Origin of the sequence: Pseudomonas sp. L5B5 (assembly GCF_020520285.1) — a bacterium.
Classification (GTDB): Bacteria; Pseudomonadota; Gammaproteobacteria; order Pseudomonadales; family Pseudomonadaceae; genus Aquipseudomonas.
Window position 1 is genome coordinate 1,554,990 of record NZ_CP084742.1, and the last position, 19,999, is coordinate 1,574,988.

Annotated in this window: 19 protein-coding genes and 2 pseudogenes; 13 read left to right on the forward strand and 8 right to left on the reverse strand. The window is 60.7% G+C overall.

Annotated elements, in window-relative coordinates; translation table 11 throughout:
* Positions 1–644: 644 nt before the first annotated feature.
* The 5 genes from LGQ10_RS06950 (at position 645) to LGQ10_RS06970 (ending at position 5,166) form a co-directional block, all read left to right on the forward strand.
* The gene (locus tag LGQ10_RS06950) at positions 645–2,072 is read left to right on the forward strand and encodes an AAA family ATPase (protein ID WP_226525078.1); all 1,428 of its coding nucleotides are present in this window, start codon (positions 645–647) and stop codon (positions 2,070–2,072) included.
* Positions 2,069–2,956 (forward strand): DUF4435 domain-containing protein, encoded by an 888-nt coding sequence (locus LGQ10_RS06955; protein ID WP_226525079.1) that lies wholly within the window; start codon positions 2,069–2,071, stop codon positions 2,954–2,956. Before LGQ10_RS06950 ends, LGQ10_RS06955 begins: the two co-directional genes overlap by 4 nt.
* A gap of 765 nt (positions 2,957–3,721) precedes the next feature.
* A complete protein-coding gene (locus LGQ10_RS06960; RefSeq protein ID WP_226525080.1) occupies positions 3,722–4,003 on the forward strand; it encodes a hypothetical protein in 282 nt (93 codons plus the stop codon).
* Between the two features lie 543 nt (positions 4,004–4,546).
* The gene (locus LGQ10_RS06965) at positions 4,547–4,729 is read left to right on the forward strand and encodes a type II toxin-antitoxin system HicA family toxin (RefSeq protein WP_068588599.1); all 183 of its coding nucleotides are present in this window, start codon (positions 4,547–4,549) and stop codon (positions 4,727–4,729) included.
* A gap of 35 nt (positions 4,730–4,764) precedes the next feature.
* Positions 4,765–5,166, forward strand: coding sequence for a type II toxin-antitoxin system HicB family antitoxin (locus LGQ10_RS06970; RefSeq protein ID WP_226525081.1), 402 nt, complete (start codon positions 4,765–4,767; stop codon positions 5,164–5,166).
* A gap of 157 nt (positions 5,167–5,323) precedes the next feature.
* Here the strand turns inward: LGQ10_RS06970 and LGQ10_RS06975 are convergent, their stop codons facing one another.
* On the reverse strand, positions 5,324–6,727 hold the full coding sequence (locus LGQ10_RS06975) for a PLP-dependent aminotransferase family protein (protein ID WP_226525082.1): 1,404 nt from the start codon (positions 6,725–6,727) through the stop codon (positions 5,324–5,326).
* An 87-nt stretch (positions 6,728–6,814) separates the two neighbouring features.
* On the opposite strand from LGQ10_RS06975, the gene LGQ10_RS06980 reads away from it, so the two are divergent.
* From LGQ10_RS06980 to LGQ10_RS06990, 3 genes are read left to right on the forward strand one after another with little or no spacing between them, the layout of a single operon-like run.
* Positions 6,815–7,261, forward strand: coding sequence for a GNAT family N-acetyltransferase (locus tag LGQ10_RS06980; RefSeq protein ID WP_226525083.1), 447 nt, complete (start codon positions 6,815–6,817; stop codon positions 7,259–7,261).
* Positions 7,258–7,878, forward strand: a complete 621-nt coding sequence (locus LGQ10_RS06985) for an FMN-dependent NADH-azoreductase (protein ID WP_226525084.1) — start codon at positions 7,258–7,260, stop codon at positions 7,876–7,878. Before LGQ10_RS06980 ends, LGQ10_RS06985 begins: the two co-directional genes overlap by 4 nt.
* Positions 7,879–7,905: 27 nt before the next feature.
* Positions 7,906–8,337: a carboxymuconolactone decarboxylase family protein gene (locus LGQ10_RS06990; protein ID WP_226525085.1), complete on the forward strand. Its 432-nt coding sequence runs from the start codon at positions 7,906–7,908 to the stop codon at positions 8,335–8,337.
* A 712-nt stretch (positions 8,338–9,049) separates the two neighbouring features.
* Here the strand turns inward: LGQ10_RS06990 and LGQ10_RS06995 are convergent.
* The 3 genes from LGQ10_RS06995 to LGQ10_RS07005 form a co-directional block, all read right to left on the reverse strand.
* Positions 9,050–9,499 carry a GNAT family acetyltransferase gene (locus tag LGQ10_RS06995; protein ID WP_226525086.1) on the reverse strand — a complete coding sequence of 150 codons (450 nt, stop codon included), beginning with the start codon at positions 9,497–9,499 and terminating at the stop codon, positions 9,050–9,052.
* Positions 9,500–9,612: 113 nt separating this feature from the next.
* Entirely contained in the window at positions 9,613–10,167 is a 555-nt protein-coding gene (locus LGQ10_RS07000; RefSeq protein WP_226525087.1) for a hypothetical protein, read from the reverse strand.
* Positions 10,168–10,355: 188 nt separating this feature from the next.
* Positions 10,356–11,012: an O-methyltransferase gene (locus LGQ10_RS07005; protein ID WP_226525088.1), complete on the reverse strand. Its 657-nt coding sequence runs from the start codon at positions 11,010–11,012 to the stop codon at positions 10,356–10,358.
* Positions 11,013–11,124: 112 nt separating this feature from the next.
* Here LGQ10_RS07005 and LGQ10_RS07010 point away from each other — a divergent pair, with 112 nt between their 5' ends.
* Together LGQ10_RS07010 and LGQ10_RS07015 are read left to right on the forward strand one after the other, a co-directional pair.
* Positions 11,125–11,784 (forward strand): TetR family transcriptional regulator, encoded by a 660-nt coding sequence (locus tag LGQ10_RS07010; protein ID WP_226525089.1) that lies wholly within the window; start codon positions 11,125–11,127, stop codon positions 11,782–11,784.
* A gap of 248 nt (positions 11,785–12,032) precedes the next feature.
* Positions 12,033–12,458: a type II toxin-antitoxin system HicB family antitoxin gene (locus LGQ10_RS07015; RefSeq protein ID WP_226525090.1), complete on the forward strand. Its 426-nt coding sequence runs from the start codon at positions 12,033–12,035 to the stop codon at positions 12,456–12,458.
* 260 nt (positions 12,459–12,718) lie between these two features.
* On the opposite strand, the gene LGQ10_RS07020 is transcribed toward LGQ10_RS07015, so the two are convergent.
* Positions 12,719–13,423 (reverse strand): glutathione binding-like protein, encoded by a 705-nt coding sequence (locus LGQ10_RS07020; RefSeq protein WP_226525091.1) that lies wholly within the window; start codon positions 13,421–13,423, stop codon positions 12,719–12,721.
* 228 nt (positions 13,424–13,651) lie between these two features.
* Here LGQ10_RS07020 and LGQ10_RS07025 point away from each other — a divergent pair, with 228 nt between their 5' ends.
* Positions 13,652–14,326, forward strand: a complete 675-nt coding sequence (locus LGQ10_RS07025) for a histidine phosphatase family protein (protein ID WP_226525092.1) — start codon at positions 13,652–13,654, stop codon at positions 14,324–14,326.
* Here the strand turns inward: LGQ10_RS07025 and LGQ10_RS07030 are convergent.
* Positions 14,327–14,822 (reverse strand): annotated as a pseudogene (locus LGQ10_RS07030) (NAD(P)/FAD-dependent oxidoreductase); the annotation flags it as partial.
* Between LGQ10_RS07030 and LGQ10_RS07035 the strand changes: the two are divergent.
* Together LGQ10_RS07035 and LGQ10_RS07040 are read left to right on the forward strand one after the other, a co-directional pair.
* A pseudogene (locus LGQ10_RS07035) lies at positions 14,811–15,398 on the forward strand (IclR family transcriptional regulator); the annotation flags it as partial. The pseudogenes LGQ10_RS07030 and LGQ10_RS07035 overlap by 12 nt on opposite strands.
* 225 nt (positions 15,399–15,623) lie before the next feature.
* The gene (locus LGQ10_RS07040) at positions 15,624–16,679 is read left to right on the forward strand and encodes a permease (protein ID WP_226525094.1); all 1,056 of its coding nucleotides are present in this window, start codon (positions 15,624–15,626) and stop codon (positions 16,677–16,679) included.
* Positions 16,680–16,994: 315 nt separating this feature from the next.
* Here the strand turns inward: LGQ10_RS07040 and LGQ10_RS07045 are convergent, their stop codons facing one another.
* Positions 16,995–18,140 (reverse strand): HlyD family secretion protein, encoded by a 1,146-nt coding sequence (locus LGQ10_RS07045; RefSeq protein WP_226525095.1) that lies wholly within the window; start codon positions 18,138–18,140, stop codon positions 16,995–16,997.
* Entirely contained in the window at positions 18,137–19,792 is a 1,656-nt protein-coding gene (locus LGQ10_RS07050; RefSeq protein ID WP_226525096.1) for an MFS transporter, read from the reverse strand. The genes LGQ10_RS07045 and LGQ10_RS07050 overlap by 4 nt, the downstream gene beginning before the upstream one ends.
* Between the last annotated feature and the right edge of the window lie 207 nt (positions 19,793–19,999).

A 19,999-nucleotide genomic window follows, 5' to 3' on the forward strand; every position in this document is an offset into this window, starting at 1 on the left:
AGCTTATTGCTTGCTCCCGCTCAGTCGGCCGGCGTACCGGCGTGCAGCGGTCGTAAACCCGAGGTTGGTGTACATATCCATTGCTGCGGTAACGGCCACTTAGGGTTCCGCTCTTACAGCGGGTCACTTTGGAAAAGCCCCAAAGTAACCAAAAGGCTTCCGCCCCCTCACTCGGTGCCTCGCCTAGGCTCGGCATGCCCTCACTCCGGCATTGATCCGTGGGCCGCCGCCACCGGCCATCCCTGGCCGGAGGGCGGCTAACCCGGCATCCTTGCCGGTTTACCCACGGCTCAATACCTGCGTTCGGCCATCGTGGTTAACGGGGCGCCCAGATCAAAAGCAGACGGCGGTATGATTCACACACAGGTAACACACCAGCTCAAGCACATAGACAATAGTTTTTTCCTTAGAAAAGGTTAACAGTTGACTCAATGATTTCTCCTAACTATCAGCACTCGCTGTTCGATTACCAAAAGTTACCACCTACCAGAGCCCACCATTGAGAACATCTAGAATCCGTCGAGATTTCCTCGTTACATAGCTATCGCTGCGACGCTCGACAGTTAAGAAAGCGTCTGATAGCGTTTTGCCCTGAATCAAAGTCAATACGACTTCAAATAGTGAAAAAATGCAAGGAGAGCCGAATGCCTAAGCAGGAAGAAATTGCCAGCACTAAACCTATTATAAAGCTGTTTCAGATATCTGGACTAAACGGCTTCAAGACACTTACGCTTCAAACACCAACATGCGTAAGAATTGTCGTAGCAGAAAACGGAACAGGCAAAACCACTCTTCTCAATACGTTGTACACCATACTATCTCGTCGCGTCGCAAAACTTTATACTTTGGATTTCGAAACACTAACCATACAATTCGAAGGTCTAGAAAAGTTTATAGTCTCCAAAGATGAGCTTTTCCCATCAGATGCAAAACCTCAGAATGCAGCAGCATTTTCAGAGCTAACCGAGTATGGCGTTTCCGAAGCAGAGCTATATGAGTTATTTACGGAGATTGGACCTGTTTTTGACGTAAGAAAAGTACGTGCACATTACATATACCATAGAGTATATAACGAGTGCCCTTACGACCACCCCGACACTTTACGAATGTTTCGACGCGCAATGCCATCCCTAGAAAGAACCCAAGTGTATAGCGGCTTCCTGAACTACATAAACAAGGGAATGGGATCTCTAGAAGTTTTATACCTCCCAACCTTTAGACGAATCGAAGTAGAGAACACTAGTTTTGAAAAGCGTCAATCAAGGCATCGCGAAGGATTTGAGCGTATAACACAGACTGAAACCGATGAAACTCTAATGTGGTTTGGTATGAGCGACGTCGAGGCACAGCTAGAGAACATAAAATCAACAATTCAATCTGAAACCTTCACTGCCTATTCACACTTAAGTGTGCGCTCACTTGAGGACTTGCTGTCGCCAGAAACGAAAAAACCGGAGCCGATACCTTCGGACAATAAGATACTTGGAAATCAACTACGTTTGGTCCTTGCCCGACTAGGGCAAGCTGAGGGGCAAGCCGGTGCAAAGATTCTTGACCTGATAGATTCCAGCCAGATAAACCTCGAACATTACGACAACCTTCGTTCGTATTTATTTCAGATGCTTGAAATTTACACCTCTACACAAAAAGATGAGCAGTCGATCGAAGGGTTTGTGAAAGTTATAAACAAATACTGGAGCGCCTCTGCCTTTGAATCAAGCTCACAAGCAGAAAAAACATTTGTATTCGATAAGATGTCGCTCGATATTGACATTAGAACACCATACAGTTCCGAACCAATTGAACTTTCACAACTATCTTCAGGCGAAAAGCAGATAGTTTCCATATTCGCCAAACTACATCTTCAAAAAGACAAAAAATTTGTTGTGCTTATAGACGAGCCTGAACTATCACTTTCCATGGCATGGCAAAAGCTATTTCTACCTGACCTATTGGAAGCGCCGAGCTGCGAGCAACTGATAGCGATAACTCATTCACCCTTCATTTTCGAGAACACCCTAGATAAGTATGCACAACCTCTTTTTGTTTCTTATGAAAGGGGAGCCAAATGAATCTAGAAAAAATGCGTGCATCCCGAAACAACCCTCAAGTCGCACTAATTTCCTATACGACTGTCCGAGGAAAAAACCCCGAAAAACTAATTTGCGTCTTCGAAGGATATGAAGATCTCCCATATTACGAAACCATATTCAATAGAGTTGGAAATACAATTGAATTCAGCTCCATAATTGCAAAAGGCAAAGACCAAGTACTTGCACTACGGGCTATCCTTCAGGAAAATTACTACCAAGACGATAGAATCCGCTTCTTTGTGGATCATGACTTTGACGGCCTAAAGGGGTACACACGAGGAAATGACATTTACGTCACTGAAGGTTATTCCATTGAAAATCATTTAGCCGACAGAAAAATACTATCATCACTTCTAAACTCAGAATTTAAATGTTGCTCAGAAAATGACGAAAAGACCGTCACCACTATAAATGATTTATTCAATCATTTCCTTGCAGCATTCTTTGAGATCATGAGGCCTGTAAATCAAGCTATTTTTTATGCCCGGACTCACAACGTGAAACTTAAAAACATAGAGGACCGGATCGGAGAATATTTTCTTTTCACACTGGATAGCATAACTGACAAAAAAACCGATTACTTCAACTTAATTGGATGGCCAGAAGAAACCACAAGAGATATAAGTTCAATAGAGGCTGATTTTTCCAAAATTGACCCTCACATGCAATGGCGCGGAAAATTTATCTTCGAGCTTTTTATTAAATTCCTACATCAGCTCAAAAATGATAGAACCTCTGAAACGCCTAAATTTTTTGAAAAAAAAGCAGGGGTAAAATTTGATCCTAACGGAGATATCATCCGAGTGCTTGCATCACTATCGACTATCCCCCCATCACTTTCAGCGTTCATTACCAGCTTTTAAAACAACCTAGTTCTTCCAGGGCGATAATTTTTCGCCCTGGATTTAACAGAGTGTAGAATACTAAAAAACAAGATACTTACTTTACAACATTGTCTTATAACCCCCATCAACAACCACTTCCACCTATCTTGAGACAGCTTAATTTTTAATATTCATGACAACTGTTACGCGCTTCATTTTCTTATCACCGCAGAATGATTTTATTTTTCTTTAAACCTCGTGAAAATCCAGAATTTCTTCATAGCATCGAAGAGACGATAGTCTTTGAGAGAACTCTTAGAGCAGTAACACATATAGCATCAGAAGACTATCAGCCTTCTGTTGAATGTCCCTACATATCTGACCACTCTCAGCTTTGGGTATGTGCCCTCAACTAATAGCTACCTCTCATATCTCTCTATACCTCTAGGATTGATCCACAACCCAATTACACACCTGTCATAGCCACTCGGCTGTCGCTACAACATAACCACTCAAACATCCCTACAATCCCACAGTTGCACTGTTCAAGCTCCCCCACTAAAATTCGCCCTCGCGGCAAAATCCGCGAACGACCTTGGCCGGTCGAATTACAACGACGCATCAGCGTCCAAAACACCATTGCAGACGCTTTTTTTGTGCCTGCGATTCTGTGTTATGGCGGCTGTGTGCGGGACACCTTCGGGTGTGCCGGTGTCGTTGTTACCGGTCGGCCAACCCTCACACAGCTGCCACCCTCAATTTGCTTGGCCGCAGATGGTGGAAGCTCTACAACGAGTAACGACCATGGACGATCAATCGATTTCCCGCTTCTCCCCCGTCGACACCCACGACGCCAACCAAGCTGTTTTCTACCTCGACACCCAAGCCTCCCTGAGCGATCTGGCCAGCAGTGCGGCCCATCGTTTCACCGTGGTGCGGGATCTGATGGACACGCTATCCACGCTTAACCTGAAAGACATTGCCGACTGCGATCTGGCGCGGGTCACTCGAGGGGTCCATCTGCTCACCCGGGAGGGTTGCGCGGTGCTGGAGGTGATTCAGTGGCGTACGACGCTGGAGAGCTGAGCGCGACTCAACAAGCGCATAAAACGCGCTCGGCTTTGCTTCGGTCTTTGATCTGGCTTTGGCTTTTTGGCTTTTGATCTTGATCCACCTGCCCCTTTAGACACGATGGCCGAACGCAGGTATTGAGCCGTGGGTAACCCGGCAGGACGCCGGGTTAGCCGCGCTGGGCCATGGATGGCCCATTGCGGCGGCCCACGGAGCAATACCGGAGAGAGGGCATGCCGAGCCTAGGCGAGGCACCGAGTGAGGGGGCAAAGAGCCTTTGGTTACTTTGGGCTCCATCCAAAGTGACCCGCTGTAAGAGCGGAACCGATAGTGGCTGCACCCGCAGCAACGGATATGTACACAGAGCCGTATGCAGCCAGGTGAAAAGGACTGCGTCCTCGTACTCAGCCTCGCTACGCTCGACAGCGGCTACAGGTTTCGAGTACATCCTTGGAACATCGGACAAAGCATGATACATAACTCCAGACACACAAATTCAGCCGATTTACTATGCACCTGGAGTTATAAAGCACCTCTCACCCCGACAAGGAGATGGAGGTGCAAAGCAGACAGCTAATCAAGGAGCTTGAAGCCGCTGGATGGATACTGGACCGGATAACCGGAAGCCACCATCTGTTCAAGCATCCTTACAGACCCAACACCGTTCCGGTGCCTCACCCGAAGAAGGACCTGCCACGGGGAACGGTCAGGGCCATCCGGAAACTGGCCGAACTGATTTAGCGCCTGCCACTTTCGCACCTATTGAGGAGATCCCCATGCAATATCCCATCTGCATCGAATGGGGCGACGAACACACCGCCACCGGCATCCAGATTCCCGACATCCCCGGTGCAGTCACCGCCGGCGACACCTTCGAGAGCGCCTACAGCGCCGCCATCGAGATCGCCCACGTCATGCTCGAAGAACTGGCCCGCGCCGGGCAAGCCATTCCCCTGCCCTCGCCCACCCACAAGCACCGCGCCAACCCCGATTTCACAGGCATGGGCTGGGGCATGCTGGACATCGACATCACGCCCTACCTGGGCAAGACCGAGAAGGTCAACGTGACGTTGCCCGGTTATGTGATTCAGCAGATCGACCGCTTTGTCCGCGAGCACAACATCAAGAGCCGGTCGTCCTTCCTGGCCGATGCCGCGCTGGAAAAGCTCGGGCGCTGAAAGCGGCTCCGGAGGGCAGGCCAAGTGGCGTGAGGCCGGTTGTGGTTGCTGCGCAACCCAGCGGGAGCAAGCTCCCTCGCCACAGGGGGTGTGGCCTGCCAAATGGCGGGGGCTGCCACGGGAAAGACTCCAGCCTCTGCGGCCGTAGCCCCCCTTTTCAGCCAATGGCCCGAGCCAACCGTACCGCCACGCCCACCGCCTGCTCCGCACTGCCCACATTGGTAAACCCCATCACCAACCCCTGCCTCCCCCCCTCCCCCAGGTACCACTGCGACAGCGGCTCCACAGCGATGCCCTGCGCCCAGGCCCGCTGGGCAATCTGCACGTCGTCCCCCTCCGCCAAGCCGGCCACCACATGCATGCCCCCGGCCTGCGGGTCTATCTGCAACCGCCCAGCCAACTGCTGGTGCAACGCCTCAACCAGCCATTGCCGTCGACGCGCATACAGGCCACGCATCTTCTTCAAGTGCCGGGCAAAGTGCCCCTCGTTGAGAAAGGCCGCCACCGTCGCCTGCAGCAGGTGCGGGCAGTGGTTGTGCAAACGATCCGCCTGCCGGGCGAACGCCTGGGCCTGTTCGGCGGGCACCACCAGGTAGGCCAGGCGCAACCCTGGAAACAACACCTTGCTGAAGGTGCCGGTGTAGAGCACGCGGCCCTGCTGGTCGAGGCTCTTGAGGGCCGGCAAGGGCTTGCCCTGGTAGCGGTACTCGCTGTCGTAGTCGTCCTCGATGATCCAGCTGCCCTGGCGGTTGGCCCAGTCCAGCAAGGCCAGGCGCCGCGGCAAGGACAGCGACACGCCCAGCGGGCTCTGGTGGGTCGGGGTGACCACGGCAAAATCGGCCTCTGGGGCGCGGGCGATGCCTTGGGCGACGTCCAGGCCCTGATCGTCCACGGGCACCGGCACCAGCTGGGCGCCGGCCGCCAGCAGTGCGCTCCTGGCCATGAAGTAGCCGGGCTCCTCCAGCCAGCAGGTGGCCCCTTTGTGCATCAGCGTGTGGCTGATCAGGTCGAGGCAGGCGCGGTAGCCGGCACAGACGAAAATCTGCTCCGGCTGGCAGCTGATGCCCCGGGAAATCCCCAGGTAGGACGCAATGGCCGCCCGCAACGGCGCATAACCTCGCGAGTCCGGGTAGATGAGGCCTTCGAGGCCCGCCTGGCGCAGTTGCCGGCCCGCGAGGCGGGTCCAGAGCTTGCGCGGAAAGGCGTCCAGCGCTGGCAGGCCCATTTGCAGCGCCAACGGCGGCGTGCCGGCATGGGTGGCCTGGTAGGCCGTGGCAGCCACCGGCGTGCGCGGCATGGACGCGGCAACCGGCGCCAGTTGCGGGGTGACCATGGTCCCGGCAGCTCCGCGAGCCGTCAGGTAGCCCTCGCCCATCAGCAGTTGGTAGGCCGCCTCCACGGTGCCACGCGCCAGGTTCAGTTCCGCCGCCAGGGCGCGCACCGCCGGCACCCGGTCTCCCGGACGCAGGCGGCCATCGGCGATGGACTCGCGAAACCGTTGATAAAGCTGACGATAGATCGGCGCCGTCTGGCTGCGATCCAGTTCGAATGCGAGCATCATGGCCTAGTCATTTATGCACTTTTTGGCTCTACAGCTTAAGCCATCGGCCTTCTACAGTGGGCCATCTCTTTTCAGCGGATGACGGACATGCCCTACACCCTTCGACACCTCGACAGCGAAGAAGCCTTTGCCGAAAGTTTCGACTTGATGCGCGTCCTGCGCCCACACCTCACCAGCCCCGCGGCCTATACCGCACAACTGGCTCGGCAAGCCGCGCAGGGCTACCGCTTGCTCGCCGCGTGGGACGCTGAGCGCATCGTCGGCCTGGCGGGTTACCGCGAAATGGAAAACCTGCTCTACGGGCACTTCATCTACGTCGATGACCTGGTGGTGTGCTCACAGCTTCAGCGCAGCGGCGTGGGCGCCCGGCTGTTGAGCGCGGTGCGGGATGAGGCCGTGCAACGTGAATGCGAGCACTTTGTGCTGGACACCGGCCTGCACATGCCCCTGGCCCAGCGCTTCTATTTTCGCCAGGGGTTGCTGGCCCGCGGCATGCACTTCACCCAGCGCCTGCGTGGTGAGGAGCCGGCATGAACAACCTGCTGCTGATCAACGCCAGCCCCCATGGCCAGGTTTCCCACGGGCACCAGCTGGCCCTGGAACTGGCGGGCGACCTGCGCCAAGGCTATCCGCACCTCGAACTGCTCGAACGCGACCTGGTGGCGCAACCGCTGCCACCGCTCGGCCTGGACTACGCCCACGCCCTCACCGCCCCCACGCCCTTCGACGCGCCGCTGTTCGAGGTGTCCGAAGGGTTGATCGGCGAGTTGGAGCGCAGCGATGCCCTGATCATTGCCACGCCGATGCACAACTTCACCCTGCCGGCCGCGCTCAAGCTCTGGGTCGACTATGTCCTGCGTATTCACCGCACCTTCAGCGCCCTCCCGGAGGGCAAGGTCGGCCTGCTCAAGGACCGCCCGGTGCATGTGCTGGTGAGCTCCGGCGGTTTTCACCAGGGCGAGCGGGCACGCCAACCGGACTTCCTGACGCCCTACCTGCGCCACGTGCTCAACACCCTCGGCCTGTTCGACCTGCAGTTCACCTACCTTCAGGGCTTGGTGTTCGGGGACGACGCCGTGCGGCAGACCATCGAAGAAGCCCGCACTGCACTGTTCTCCAAGCCCCTGTTCAACCCCCTCGTGTGTGCTTGATCACTTTTTCCCTACCGGAGTCTCAGCATGAGCCAACTCAGACTGCCCTTTGCCACCCTGTCGCCGGCCGCCTATCAAGGCCTGCTCGCCACCAACACCGCCCTGGCCGCCAGCCCCCTGGGCTTGCCCCTGGTGGAACTGGTGTATTTGCGTGTGTCGCAGATCAACGGCTGCTCTTACTGCCTGGGCATGCACTCACAGGCCCTGCGCGAGTGTGGAGTGGCACAAGACAAGCTGGATTGCCTGGCCGGCTGGCGCGTCAGCGAACTGTTCGACGACCGCGAACGCGCGGCCCTGGCCTGGACCGAAACCCTCACCTACGTCCATGACAAAGGCGCGCCGGACGCGCTGTACGAACCGCTGAAAGCGCACCTGAACGACGTCGAGATTTCCGACCTGACGCTGGCCGTGTCCCTGATGAACGCCTTCAACCGGCTAGCGGTGGGGATGAAGCTCTAAGGGCGAGGTCGCCTAAGGGCTAGATCGCGAGGGTTGGGCTGAACAACACGACAGACGTCTTGACGCCCTGGCGACTCCAGCCGAGCCATGCACAACCTTCGGCCGTGACGACAACAGCTTCACCTGGCTTTGGCTTTGGCTTTTGATCTTGATCTTGATCCACCTGCCCCTTTAAACACGATGGCCGAACGCAGGTATTGAACCGTGGGTAACCCGGCAGGACGCCGGGTTAGCCGCCCTGCGGCCATGGATGGCCGATGGCGGCGGCCCACGGAGCAATACCGGAGAGAGGGCATGCCTCGCTATGCGAGGCACCGAGTGGAGGGGCAGAAGCGTTTTGCTTACTTTTGCGCTTCTCAAAAGTGAGCCGCTGTAAGAGCGGAACCGCCAGTGGCCGCACCCGCAGCAATGGGTATGTACACAGAACCGCGTTAAGTCAGATGCAAAGCGTCGGCAGGCTGGGCGAGGACTGCGTCCTCGTGCGCAGCCTCGCTGCGCTCGACAGCGGCTACAGTTCTCAACGAGCCCCACGCACGAGTGGGGGCGCAACAACGGATAGGTACACAGAACCGCGTGGAGTCGGTGAAAAATATGGGCAGGTTTGGCGAGGACTGCGTCCTCGTGCGCAGCCTCGCTGCGCTCGACAGCGGCTACATGCCCCACGCAAGCACGCATCCCCTTACGGGCTAGATAACGGCCGCAAAAACACCATTCAGGACTGCTCGCCGGGCGTCACGATATTCACATCAATCTTCTTGCCCATGCTGATGCGCGGTTCGGTCGAATAGCCCAGGGCTTCATAGAAGCTTTTGACGCTTTCATTGCTGCTGACGATTTGCAGGTTGATCTTCATGCAACCACGCGCGGTCAAGGCGCGCTCGGCATGCTGCACCAGGTTCACGCCCAGGCCTTTTCGGCGATGCGCGGGGTGCACCGCCACCGAGTACAACCAGCCTCGATGACCGTCATACCCCGCCAGTACCGTGCCTATCACCGCCTGCCCCTGCACCGCGACAAAGAACAGCCCGTCGGCCACGGCGAGTTTCCTGTCGATGGCCAGGCTCGGGGTGTTGTGTGCGGTTTCGTAACCGAAAACCGTCTCCCATAACGCAATGACGCCCAGGCGATGGTGTGGGTTGGAGTAGTCGACAATGTCATTCATCAGGTCGTCCTCGAGTTGAAAGCAGCGACACTATCGCCCAGCCGAGGCGCTTGACCACGACAGATGGCAGCGCCCTTGGGCGATTCGATTCGCGTCACCACCCAAACCGACTGTTATCCAAGCAAAGCCCCAGTGGCACCGCCATCGGCCAGTGCAAAAAGAAGATCCTCCACTGCCGGCGCCGGAGCAGACCCCAGGTCGATCTTCAACTGGAAGCCTTCGGCCGTTGGCTCGGGGTCGGAGATAAAGTGCACCACCCCTTGCAGCCCCTCTTCGGTCGGAGTGTTTTCATCTTCCACGTCGAACCATTCGAGAAACCACGCCCCCATGACCTGCACGAGCGCCTCCTGGCTCAGGCCGCGGACCTCCAGCGCAAGCCAGTCCCAGCCAAAGGGCGAGATAAGCACCGTCATCTGTTCGATCGCAAAACCCACGGGCTCGAAGGCCAGCTCGGACTCGGCATCGACCTGGAGTGCTTCCCCGGCCGCAGCGCTTTCCCGCGCAATCATGTCGACCCGGCACGGCATGGCCATGGCCCCTTCGATGGCCAGTGAGCCGTCGCTGTTGCGGTAGGCAGGCTCAACGTAGCCGGCCCCTTCTGCTGCTTGGCGGGCCAGCGTTTCAACATAGGGCTTGCGAATGGCGACAAGCAGTTCGGAGACGGTCATGAATCGGGGCTTCCCTGGCGTGACTCGTCGATAGGCAACCTGCGACGAGAGAATGACGGATGAGGCAAAGGTCGGCGCAATTGTGCAGTGGGCGAGCGCCTGGCGTCCATGAAGGCCGGTCGTGGTTGCTGCTGACCGTGCACCGGGCAGGCGCCACCGCCCATCGGTGGCCCCTGCCGCGCGGAGCATCAACCCAGGCGCATCGACAACTCGATGTCATCGGCAAACGGCACGGACAGGTAGCCGTTCTGCGGCGCGCGGACGTATTCCAGGTACTCGGGGCAGTAGTCGGTGTTGTCCGCCACCACCAGTGCGCCAGGTTTCAGGTGCGGTTCCACCAGGCCCAGGACCTCGCCATACAGCGCCTTGGCACCATCGAGCAGCAACAGGTCGACGGCTGCCGGCAGGTCACTGGCCAGGGTCACCAGGGCATCGCCCTGACGAATCTGCACCAGGTCGCCGACTCCCCCCTCGGCCAGGTGCTCGCGGGCCAGGGCGACCTTCGACGGCTCGAACTCGCTGCCGATCAGCACGCCGCCGCCGTTGTCCCGCAGGGCGGCCGCCAGGTGCAGGGTGGACAGGCCGAACGAGGTGCCGAATTCGACGATGGCCCTGGCCTGGGCGTTGCGTGCCAGCAGGTACAAGAGCTTGCCGGTGTCGCGGGAGACTGGCAGCCACAGGTCCTTGAGCAGTGAATAGAACTGCAGGTAGTCGGTCTTGCTGTGCATCAGGCGCTCGCGTTCCTGGCTCGGCACGTTGTCCAGCGCCGGGCTGGTGGCGGCATCGGCCAGGGCGTAGAGGCGATCGATCAGGCTTGCCATGGGCTCGGTGGTGAGGGTCGTCATGATTGTTTTCCATCGGATGAGGGCTAAAATGCGACTATTTCGTCACATTCAAATGATGCGAGCGATTCGCCGCCCCGGCTATTCGCATTCACCCCCTACGCCCGAGCCGTCCATGACCCAGCGCCAGAGCACCCGTATTTCCTCACGCAAACAACCACAGCAGGCACGCTCCACCGATCTGGTGGCGGCGATCCTGCAAGCTGCTGTTCAGGTTTTGAGCGAACAGGGCGCCACCCGCTTCACCACCGCCCGGGTCGCGGAAAAGGCCGGCGTGAGCATCGGTTCGCTGTATCAGTACTTCCCCAACAAGGCCGCGATCCTGTTTCGGCTGCAGAGCGATGAGTGGTTGCAGACCCAGCAGATGCTGCGCCGGATCCTGGAGAACCTCGAGCAGCCACCGCTGGCTCGCCTGCGCAGCCTGGTGCAGGCCTTCATCCGCTCGGAGTGCGAGGAGGCCCAGGTGCGCGGGGCCTTGAACGACGCCGCCCCGCTCTATCGCGACGCCCCCGAGGCCTGTGAAGCGCGCGCGGCAGGCCGGCAGATTTTCGCAGGCTTCATGTTCCACTTGCTGCCCGAAGTCAGCGAGGCTACCCGCACGGCGGCCTGCGACCTGCTCCTGACCACGCTCAGTTCGGTGGGCAAGGATTTTTCCGCCAGCCCGCATACCGAAGCGGCAATCACGCGGTATGCCGATGGACTGGCGGACATGTTCAGCGCTTACGTCGTGGCACTCAATCAACCCAGCGCGCTGCCGCCAGCCACCCCGGCTTGAACGCCGGGCAGTTCCTGCCAACGCCGTCCCAGGGCGCCATGCCGATGAAATCTTTCGCCCTGCCCGTTCGGCACCGTGCCTGGAACGGCGGTGCAGAGCCTTGGACATAATCGTTCAAACATTGGCCGGGTACGGTCTGTTGTGCCGGCTTGCGGATCATTTTTATAGTGCGATCTGGTGGGGAAAGCCTGCCCTTGCAATTGCTTCTTTAAGGAATGAAGTCCGGCCCTACAGAAGGATGAGCAACCATGTACGCATATCCTGTGATCATGCACCTGGAAAACGGCCACCCTCGGATCAGCTGCATCGATGTGCCCGGCATGGCTTGCGTCGGCGATACGCCGGAGCAGGCCATGGCAGATGCGGTGATCGCCCTGGAAATCGCCCTGTCGTTGTATGTCATGCAGCGGATGTCCATTCCGCTGCCCTCGCCCCGTGCCCCGGGGCAAGTGCTGGTGCGTTTGCCGACGCTGAGCGTGGCCAAGGTGGCGCTGTGGAATGCCATGCTCAGGCAACGGGTGAGCAAGGCGGAGATGGCCAGGCGCCTGGGGGTGAACCGGCCCCAGGTGGACAGGTTGGTGAACCTGCTGCACCGGTCGAAGATCGAGAAGGTGGAGCAAGCATTGCGGGTCCTGGGATGGCGAATCGAGGTTGCCCTGGTGCGGGGCACCTAGGGCCGCCCGGTAGCCGCTGCCGCAGGCTGCGTACGGCTCGGCACGAGCCGCAAGGTCTGTGTCCACGGTGTACCTGATGCGCCGCGCCGCCTGGTTTCACGGCCGCTGCGCGCCCGTACGCAGCCTCGCCCGCTCGGCAGCGGCTACAACGAATGTCGCCTCGTGTAGCCGCTGCCGCAGGCTGCATACGGCTCGGCACGAGTCGCCTAACCGACCTGTGCCAGGTGCCTGAAATACTGCGGCAGCAACGACAGGCAGGATCAGGCCACCTTGGGGATTTCCAGGCCGCGGATCACCGCTGGCCGGGCCAGGAAGCGCTCCAGTACCCGCTGCACGTTGGCGAATTGGTCGATGCCCACCAACTCGCCGGCTTCGTAGAAGCCGATCAGGTTGCGGATCCACGGGAAGGTGGCGATGTCGGCGATGGTGTAGCGCTCGCCCATGATCCAGTCGCGCCCCTGCAGGTGCTTGTCGAGCACGCCGAGCAGGCGCTTGGCTTCGTTCACATAGCGCTCCAGGGGGCGCTTGTCTTCGTATTCCCTGCCGGCGAACTTGTTGAAGAAACCCACCTGGCCGAACATCGGGCCGATGCCGCCCATCTGGAACATCAGCCACTGAATGGTTTCATAACGGGCCGCCGACTCCTGGACCAGCAGTTGTCCGCTCTTGTCGGCCAGGTAGATCAGGATCGCCCCGGACTCGAACAGTGCCAGCGGCTGGTCGCCCGGGCCATGGGGATCGAGGATCGCCGGGATCTTGTTGTTGGGGCTGACACTGAGGAACTCGGGCGTCATCTGGTCCTGGGTATCGAAGCTGACCCGATGGGCCTCGTAAGGCAGGCCGATCTCTTCGAGCATGATCGAGACCTTGACCCCGTTGGGGGTCGGCAGCGAATACAACTGGATCCACTCGGGAAATTGCGCGGGCCATTTCCGGGTGACGGCAAAAGCGGAAAGTTCGGTCATGACAGGTTTCCAGTCTCAATCAAAAGGGGGTCAGCGCCACAGGCGGGCAGCCGCGGGGAATTATCCGCCGGCTTTTCTTAAATCGGCAACATGCAGCGTTTAACCTGCCAGTGATCGAACCAAATGCCATTCAGAGACTCAGAACCCACGGCCCCGACAGGCCGTGAACAATGACAAGGACCACGGGTTTGTCAGCCACCATCAATGCCTGCGAAGAATGACAAGCCCATGAGCCTGCCCCGCCGCCTTGCCCGCTCCGTCCTGCACCGCCGCTACCTGCCGCTCCCGGCCCTGCTGCTGGGCAGCGCGTTGTGCCTGTCCCTGGAATCCAGCATCAGCCGCGCGCAACCGGTGGATGGCACCCAGACCCTGGTTTTTTTGCGCCACGCGGAAAAACCCGCCGGCGGCCTCGGCCAGCTCAACTGCCAGGGCCTGAACCGGGCCATCGACCTGGCCTCGCTGCTGCCGGAAAAGTTCGGCAAGGCGCAGTACGTGTTCGCCGCCGACCCGACGCGCAACGTCGAGGAAGGCGAGTTGGACAACTCCTACAGCTACATCCGCCCCCTGATGACCATCAGCCCCAGTGCCATCAAGCTCGGCCTGCCGGTGAACATCGATTTTGCCGCCAACGACACCAGCGACCTGGCGGACGAGCTGCTGCACGATCGCTACCACAACTCGATCATCTACACCGCCTGGTCCCACGGTTACCTGCCGGAGTTGATCAACAAGGTCGCCGAAGAGGCCGTGGGCGAGAAACGCCCGATCACCGAAGACTGGGCGTCCAACGACTTCGACTCGCTGTATGTGCTGACCCTGGTCTGGCGCGACGGCAAGGCGAGCCTGCACAGCCAGAGCTACAAGCAGGGCCTGGACAACGGCGCGCAGGATTGCCCGAGCTGATCAGCCCAGGGCATCGAGCATTCGCAACCAGGCAATCCCCACCCCCAGGTACAGGCGTTGCAAGCCATGCAGCGGGATCGGTCGCAGCGGCGTAAGCGGAATGGAAAGCCCTGCCCTGTGCCCATCAAGCGTTGCGCCAGGTGCCTGCCCAGCAAGGTCGACAAGGCAATGCCGCGACCGTTGTAGCCCAAGAGGATCGACAACCCCGGCGCCGGCTCATGCAATTGCGGCAGGAAACTCGGGGTCAGGGCCAGCGCCCGCTCCAGCGATACTCGATGGGGATGCCCGCCAGTTGCGGAAACAGGCTCAGCAACGAGCGTTCCAGGTGGCTCCAGCCGGCATCCCGGCGCGGTTCAGAGAACGGCCCGCACCCACCCAGCAACAGGCGCCCCTGGGCATCCTGCTTGAAGTACAGCAGCAGGCGCCGGGCATCGGAACACACCTCTCCACCGGGCAAGATGCTCTGGCGCAGCCCGGCGGGCAACGGACCAAGCGCTTCCAGCTGACCCCGCGGGTGATGGAGATCGGCTACAACTACCTGCCCGCCGACACCCTGGTGGGCGTGGCCAACCCGTTCCTTGCCGAACTGGCCCAGGTCACCGGGGAAACCACCAACCTCACCGGGCCCGATGGCCTGGACATGGTCTACGTGGCGCGTTTCGTGGCGCCCAAGTTCATCCCCATCCACATGCCCATCGGCAGCCGCATCCCGCTGTACTGCACCGGCTCCGGACGCGCCCTTCTCAGCGCCCTGCCGGCAGCCGACGCCGGGCAGATTCTGGAGGACAGCGAGCGCCAGGCCCATACCCGACATACCCTCACCGAACTCACGGACATCCTGCGGGAAATCGAGGCCAGCCAGCAGCGCGGCTATGCCTTGAATGCCGAAGAGCTGTTTCTGGGCGACATGAGCATCGCGGCGCCGATCCTCGGTAGCCAGGGCCTGCCGGTGGCCGCCGTGCATGGGGTGGTGCCCAGCAGCCGCTGGACCCTGGAAGAAGCCGAACGCAAGCTCGCGCCTTCAGTGATCGAATGCGCCCGGGCGATCCGCGCCTCGATCCGCACCCTCTGAAAATCGCTCCCCTGTAGCCACTGCCACAGGCTGCGAACGACTGCGCGGGAGACGCCGCGATCCTGAGGCTGCTACGCGTCCGGCGGGTGATCACCAGGCAAGGCCCTGCGGGCCTTTGCGCAGCCTCGCAGGCTCGACAGCGGCTACACGCGTCGATCGGTTCGCGGCGCACAGGCGCCAGCGGCTACAATTCGCGCTTATTGTCTTAGTGTGGAAACTCCCTTCATGTCCAACCTCGCCTCCACCCAGCCCGCCCGTGGCTGGTCGTTCTGGTGGAAACCCCTGCTGTTCCTGCTGATCGCCGCTATCGGCCTGTACTACGTGAAGTGGTCGCCCTACTACTTCAAGGCCTTCGTCGCTGCCGACAGCCACAGCATCGGCGCCTCGATCCTCAACGATCAGCAAAGCTCACCCTGGAGCGCCGCCCTGGCCTATGCCCAGGTGTACTTCCTGGCGATCTGGAAAGCCGCGGTGCTGGCGGTGATCCTCGGCTCCCTGCTGCAAGTGCTGATCCCCCGGGACTGGTTGCTGCGCCTGTTCGGCCGCGCAGGCTTCGGCTCGACCCTGCGCGGCGGGCTGTTCGCTCTGCCGGGCATGATGTGTTCCTGCTGCGCCGCTCCGGTAGCCGCCGGCCTGCGCCGGCAGAACGTGTCGGTGGGCGCGGCGCTGGCCTTCTGGATCGCCAACCCGGTGCTCAACCCCGCAACCCTGGTGTTCATGGGCTTTGTCCTGGGCTGGGGTTTCAGCGCCCTGCGCCTGGTGGCGGGCATCGTCCTGGTGCTGGGGGTATCGCTGATCGCCCAGCGCGTGGCTCGGCCCGAGCAATTGCCGGAAGCCGCGGTGGATGCGGTGGTGCAAGCCAGCACGGCGAACGAAGAACCCTTCCTGGCACGCTGGGGCAAGACCCTGTGGCAGCTGTTCTGGAGCACCATCCCGATCTATATCGTGGCGGTCCTGCTGCTGGGCGCGGCGCGGGTCTGGCTGTTCCCGCATATCGACGGGGCCATGGGCGACAGCCTGCTGTGGCTGGTGCCCCTGGCGATTGCCGGCACCTTGTTCGTGATTCCTACCGCCGCGGAAATCCCCATCGTGCAGACCATGATGACCCTGGGCCTGGGCACCGGCCCCGCCGTGGCCCTGCTAATGACCCTGCCCAGCATCAGCCTGCCGTCGCTGTTGATGCTGCGCAAGGATTTCGACACCCGGGTGCTGGTCACCGTCGCCGTGTTGACCATGTTGGTGGGCATCGTCTGCGGCCTGGTCGGCGCCGCCCTGCTGTAACCCCTCTGGCCGCTGCCAAGCGCCAGCGCGGCTGCGACCGGGGGCGCAGCACCCGTGGAAACAGGCACCGCGATTGTCCAGCTGGAATGCAGGGGCCGGTTTGGCGAGGACTGCGTCCTCGTGCGCAGCCTCGCAAGCTCGACAGCGGCTACAGGGTGCAGCCCTTGATCTTGTAGCCGCTGCCAAGCGCCAGCGCGGCTGCGACCGGGGGCGCAGCACCCGTGAAAACAGGCACCGCGATTGTCCAGCTGGAATGCATCGGCAGGTTTGGCGAGGACTACGTCCTCGTGCGCAGCCTCGCAAGCTCGACAGCGGCTACAGGTCTGTAGCGCCAGGGGTGATTGAGGTGTCGATGCTGACCACCACCGACAGGCCCGGGCGCAGGCGTTCAAGCCCTGGCTGGTCGGGGTCGACGGTGATGCGCACCGGTACCCGCTGGGCGATCTTGACGAAGTTGCCGGTGGCGTTGTCCGCCTGGAGCAAGGCGAATTCCGAGCCAGTGGCCGGCGAGATCAGCTGCACCTTGCCGGTGAACTTGCGATGGTTCAACGCATCCACGGTGAAGTTCACCGGTTGCCCCAACCGGACGTTGTCCATCTGGGTTTCCTTCATGTTGGCGATCACCCACAGCTGGTCCGGCACCAGGGCCATCAACTGCGCCCCGGAGTTGACGTAGGCCCCCAGGCGCACGCCGATCTGCCCCAGCTGGCCATCGCGCGGCGCCAGGACCCGAGTGTTGGACAGGTCGATGCGCGCCAGTTGCACCGCCGCTTCAGCGTTGGCCACCGCCGCCTCCAGGGAGCCGCGATTGACGATCACGGTCTGCAGGTCCTGGCGGGCAATTTCCAGCTGGGCCTGGGCCTGGGCCACCGCCGCCACGGTCTGGGCATTGGCGGCGCGGGTCACGTCCAGCTCACGGCGCGACACCGAGCCGTCGGCGATCAACGCCTCGTTGCGCGACAGGTCCGCGGCGCTCTTGCGCGCCTGGGCCTGGCTATCGGCCAGGGCCGCCTGGCGCAGCTTGATGGTGGCTTCGGCACTGTTGCGCTGTTGCAGGTTATTGGCCAGGGAGGCCTTCTGCACCGCCAGCTGGGCCAGGGACTGGTCCAGGCGCTGCTGGTAGATGCGGTCGTCCAGGCGCACCAGCAGGTCGCCGGCCTTGACGTGCTGGAAGTCCTGCACCGGCACTTCGAACACATACCCGCTGAGCTGCGGGCCGATGATGGTCACCTGGCCGCGCACCAGGGCGTTCTCGGTGCTTTCGATGGCGCTTGAAAACGGCGGCAACTGCCAGGCGTAGAGCACGATCAGCACACCGACGATGGCGATCGCGGCAAACCCCAGGGACGAGATGATCCGCACCGCCAGCGGCCGGGGCTCGGTGGCGGGAAGGGTCGGCGGGCCACTGGGTTCGGGGGCCGATGCGATGGCATTGGTGGTGGGATTGACGGTTTCGCTCATGAAGAAGAGGCACCACTGGGTTGGACGGGAGCCTGCGGCGCGACGGGCTTGGTGGTGCTCATCAGCCACAGGCTGCGGATGAAGATCCAGATCATGGTCAGCACGGCGATCACCGCGATCAGCATGAATACATCGTTGTAGGCCATCACGTTGGCTTCGCGGGTGGCCGCCGAGGCCAGGCTGCGCATGCCTTGCAGCGTGCGCAGGTCAGGGTCGGCGATCACCTTGCCGTAGGCCGCCGCACCGCTCTGCACCCGGGCCAGGACCTGGGGATCGAGCAAGGTCAGTTGCTCGACGATATGACTGGAGTGGTATTTCTCGCGCACGATCTGGAAGGTCCCCAGCAGGGCCGAGCCGATCAGCCCGCCGAGGTTCTGGCAGATGCCGAACAGCACCGAGAAGCTCACCAGGTTGCGTGGGTTGGTCAGCACGTTGCGGGTGCCCAGGACCATGGTCGGTCCGAGGAAGAAGGTGCCGCCGAACGCCAGCAGGAACTGGCTGATGTACATGTTGGCCGGGCGCGTGAGGTTGCTGGAGAAGCTGTCCATCACCGAACCGGTGGCCATCAGTGCCAGGGAGATGACCAGGGGCATGAACAGGTGCCCCGGGTTGATGGTCAGGGCGCTGGTGGCCAGCCCGGCGATGCTGCCCAGCAGCATCACCCCGTAGAGCAGGCGCATCTGCTCACTGCTCATGTTCAGCGCCTGGAGGAAACCCACGGCGCCGGTGGACTGCTCCGAGAGCACCATGCGGATCAGGATCACCGCCAGGGCCAGGCGGATCATCGCCCCACTGCCCAGCCAGCGGGTCATCAGCATCGGGTTGCTGCGGTTATGCTCGATGCACAGGCCGGCCATGATCAGCAGGATCGAGGCAGCGCTGGCGTAGCCGATCCACGGTGCTTCCAGCCACCAGTCGATGCGCCCCAGGGACAGCACCGCGCACAGCAGCGCCACGCCGGTGGCCAGCAAGGCGAAGGTCAGGAAGTCGAGTTTCTCGAAGGTGCGAAAGCGATCCCCGGGGGGCAGCTTGAGCATGAACACGCATCCCAGGGAGGCCAGCGCCAACCCCAGCTCGAACAGGTACAGGCCGCGCCATTCGGCGATCTGCAGCAGGTCTTCGGAAAACAGCCGGGCCAGGGGCAAGGCCAGTTGCGAAGTGCCCAGGCCCAGCACCAGGGCCTTGAGTCGCCATTTGGCCGGGAAGGCCTGGACCATGTAGTACAGGCCCAGGGAGCTCAAGGCTGCGCCCACCATGCCATGGGCCGCGCGCACGGCGATGGCCGAGCTCAGGTCGTTGACGAACAGGTGGCCGAAGGTCACCAGGGCGTAGAGCACCAGGAACACTTCGGTGAAGGCGCGCAGGCCGAACTGCTGGCGGAATTTCACCAGCAGCAGGTTCATCGAGACGTTGGTCATGACATAGGCGGCCGGCAACCAGGCCATTTCCGCCGTGGTGGCCCCCAGAGCCCCTTGCAAGTACGGCAGGTTGGCGATCACCAGGGAGTTGCCCAGGCCGCCGGTGATCGCCACCAGCAGGCCCACCAGCGCATAGGCCAGGCGCTTGTGGGTGGGGTGCAGCGGTGTCGAGGGGGAACCGGGCAAGCTGGGCTTTTCGTGGGGCTGCCAGTTGCGCGGGGCGTAGTGATCCATGCCGTGACCTTATTAGTGTTCTGGCCGATACCGAGGCCACCGGCACTCATCCCGGTGACCGGCAGTGTGCCGCAAACCCCGGGACCCAGGCGAACCTGGAATGCATTGGGTGAATTTTATTTCAAGACGCTGGCATCGCCGGCGTTTTTTCGAAATCCTGCAACGGGTGGCGACGAGTGCCGCTGACCGGTCGATCCTGGCCGGGTT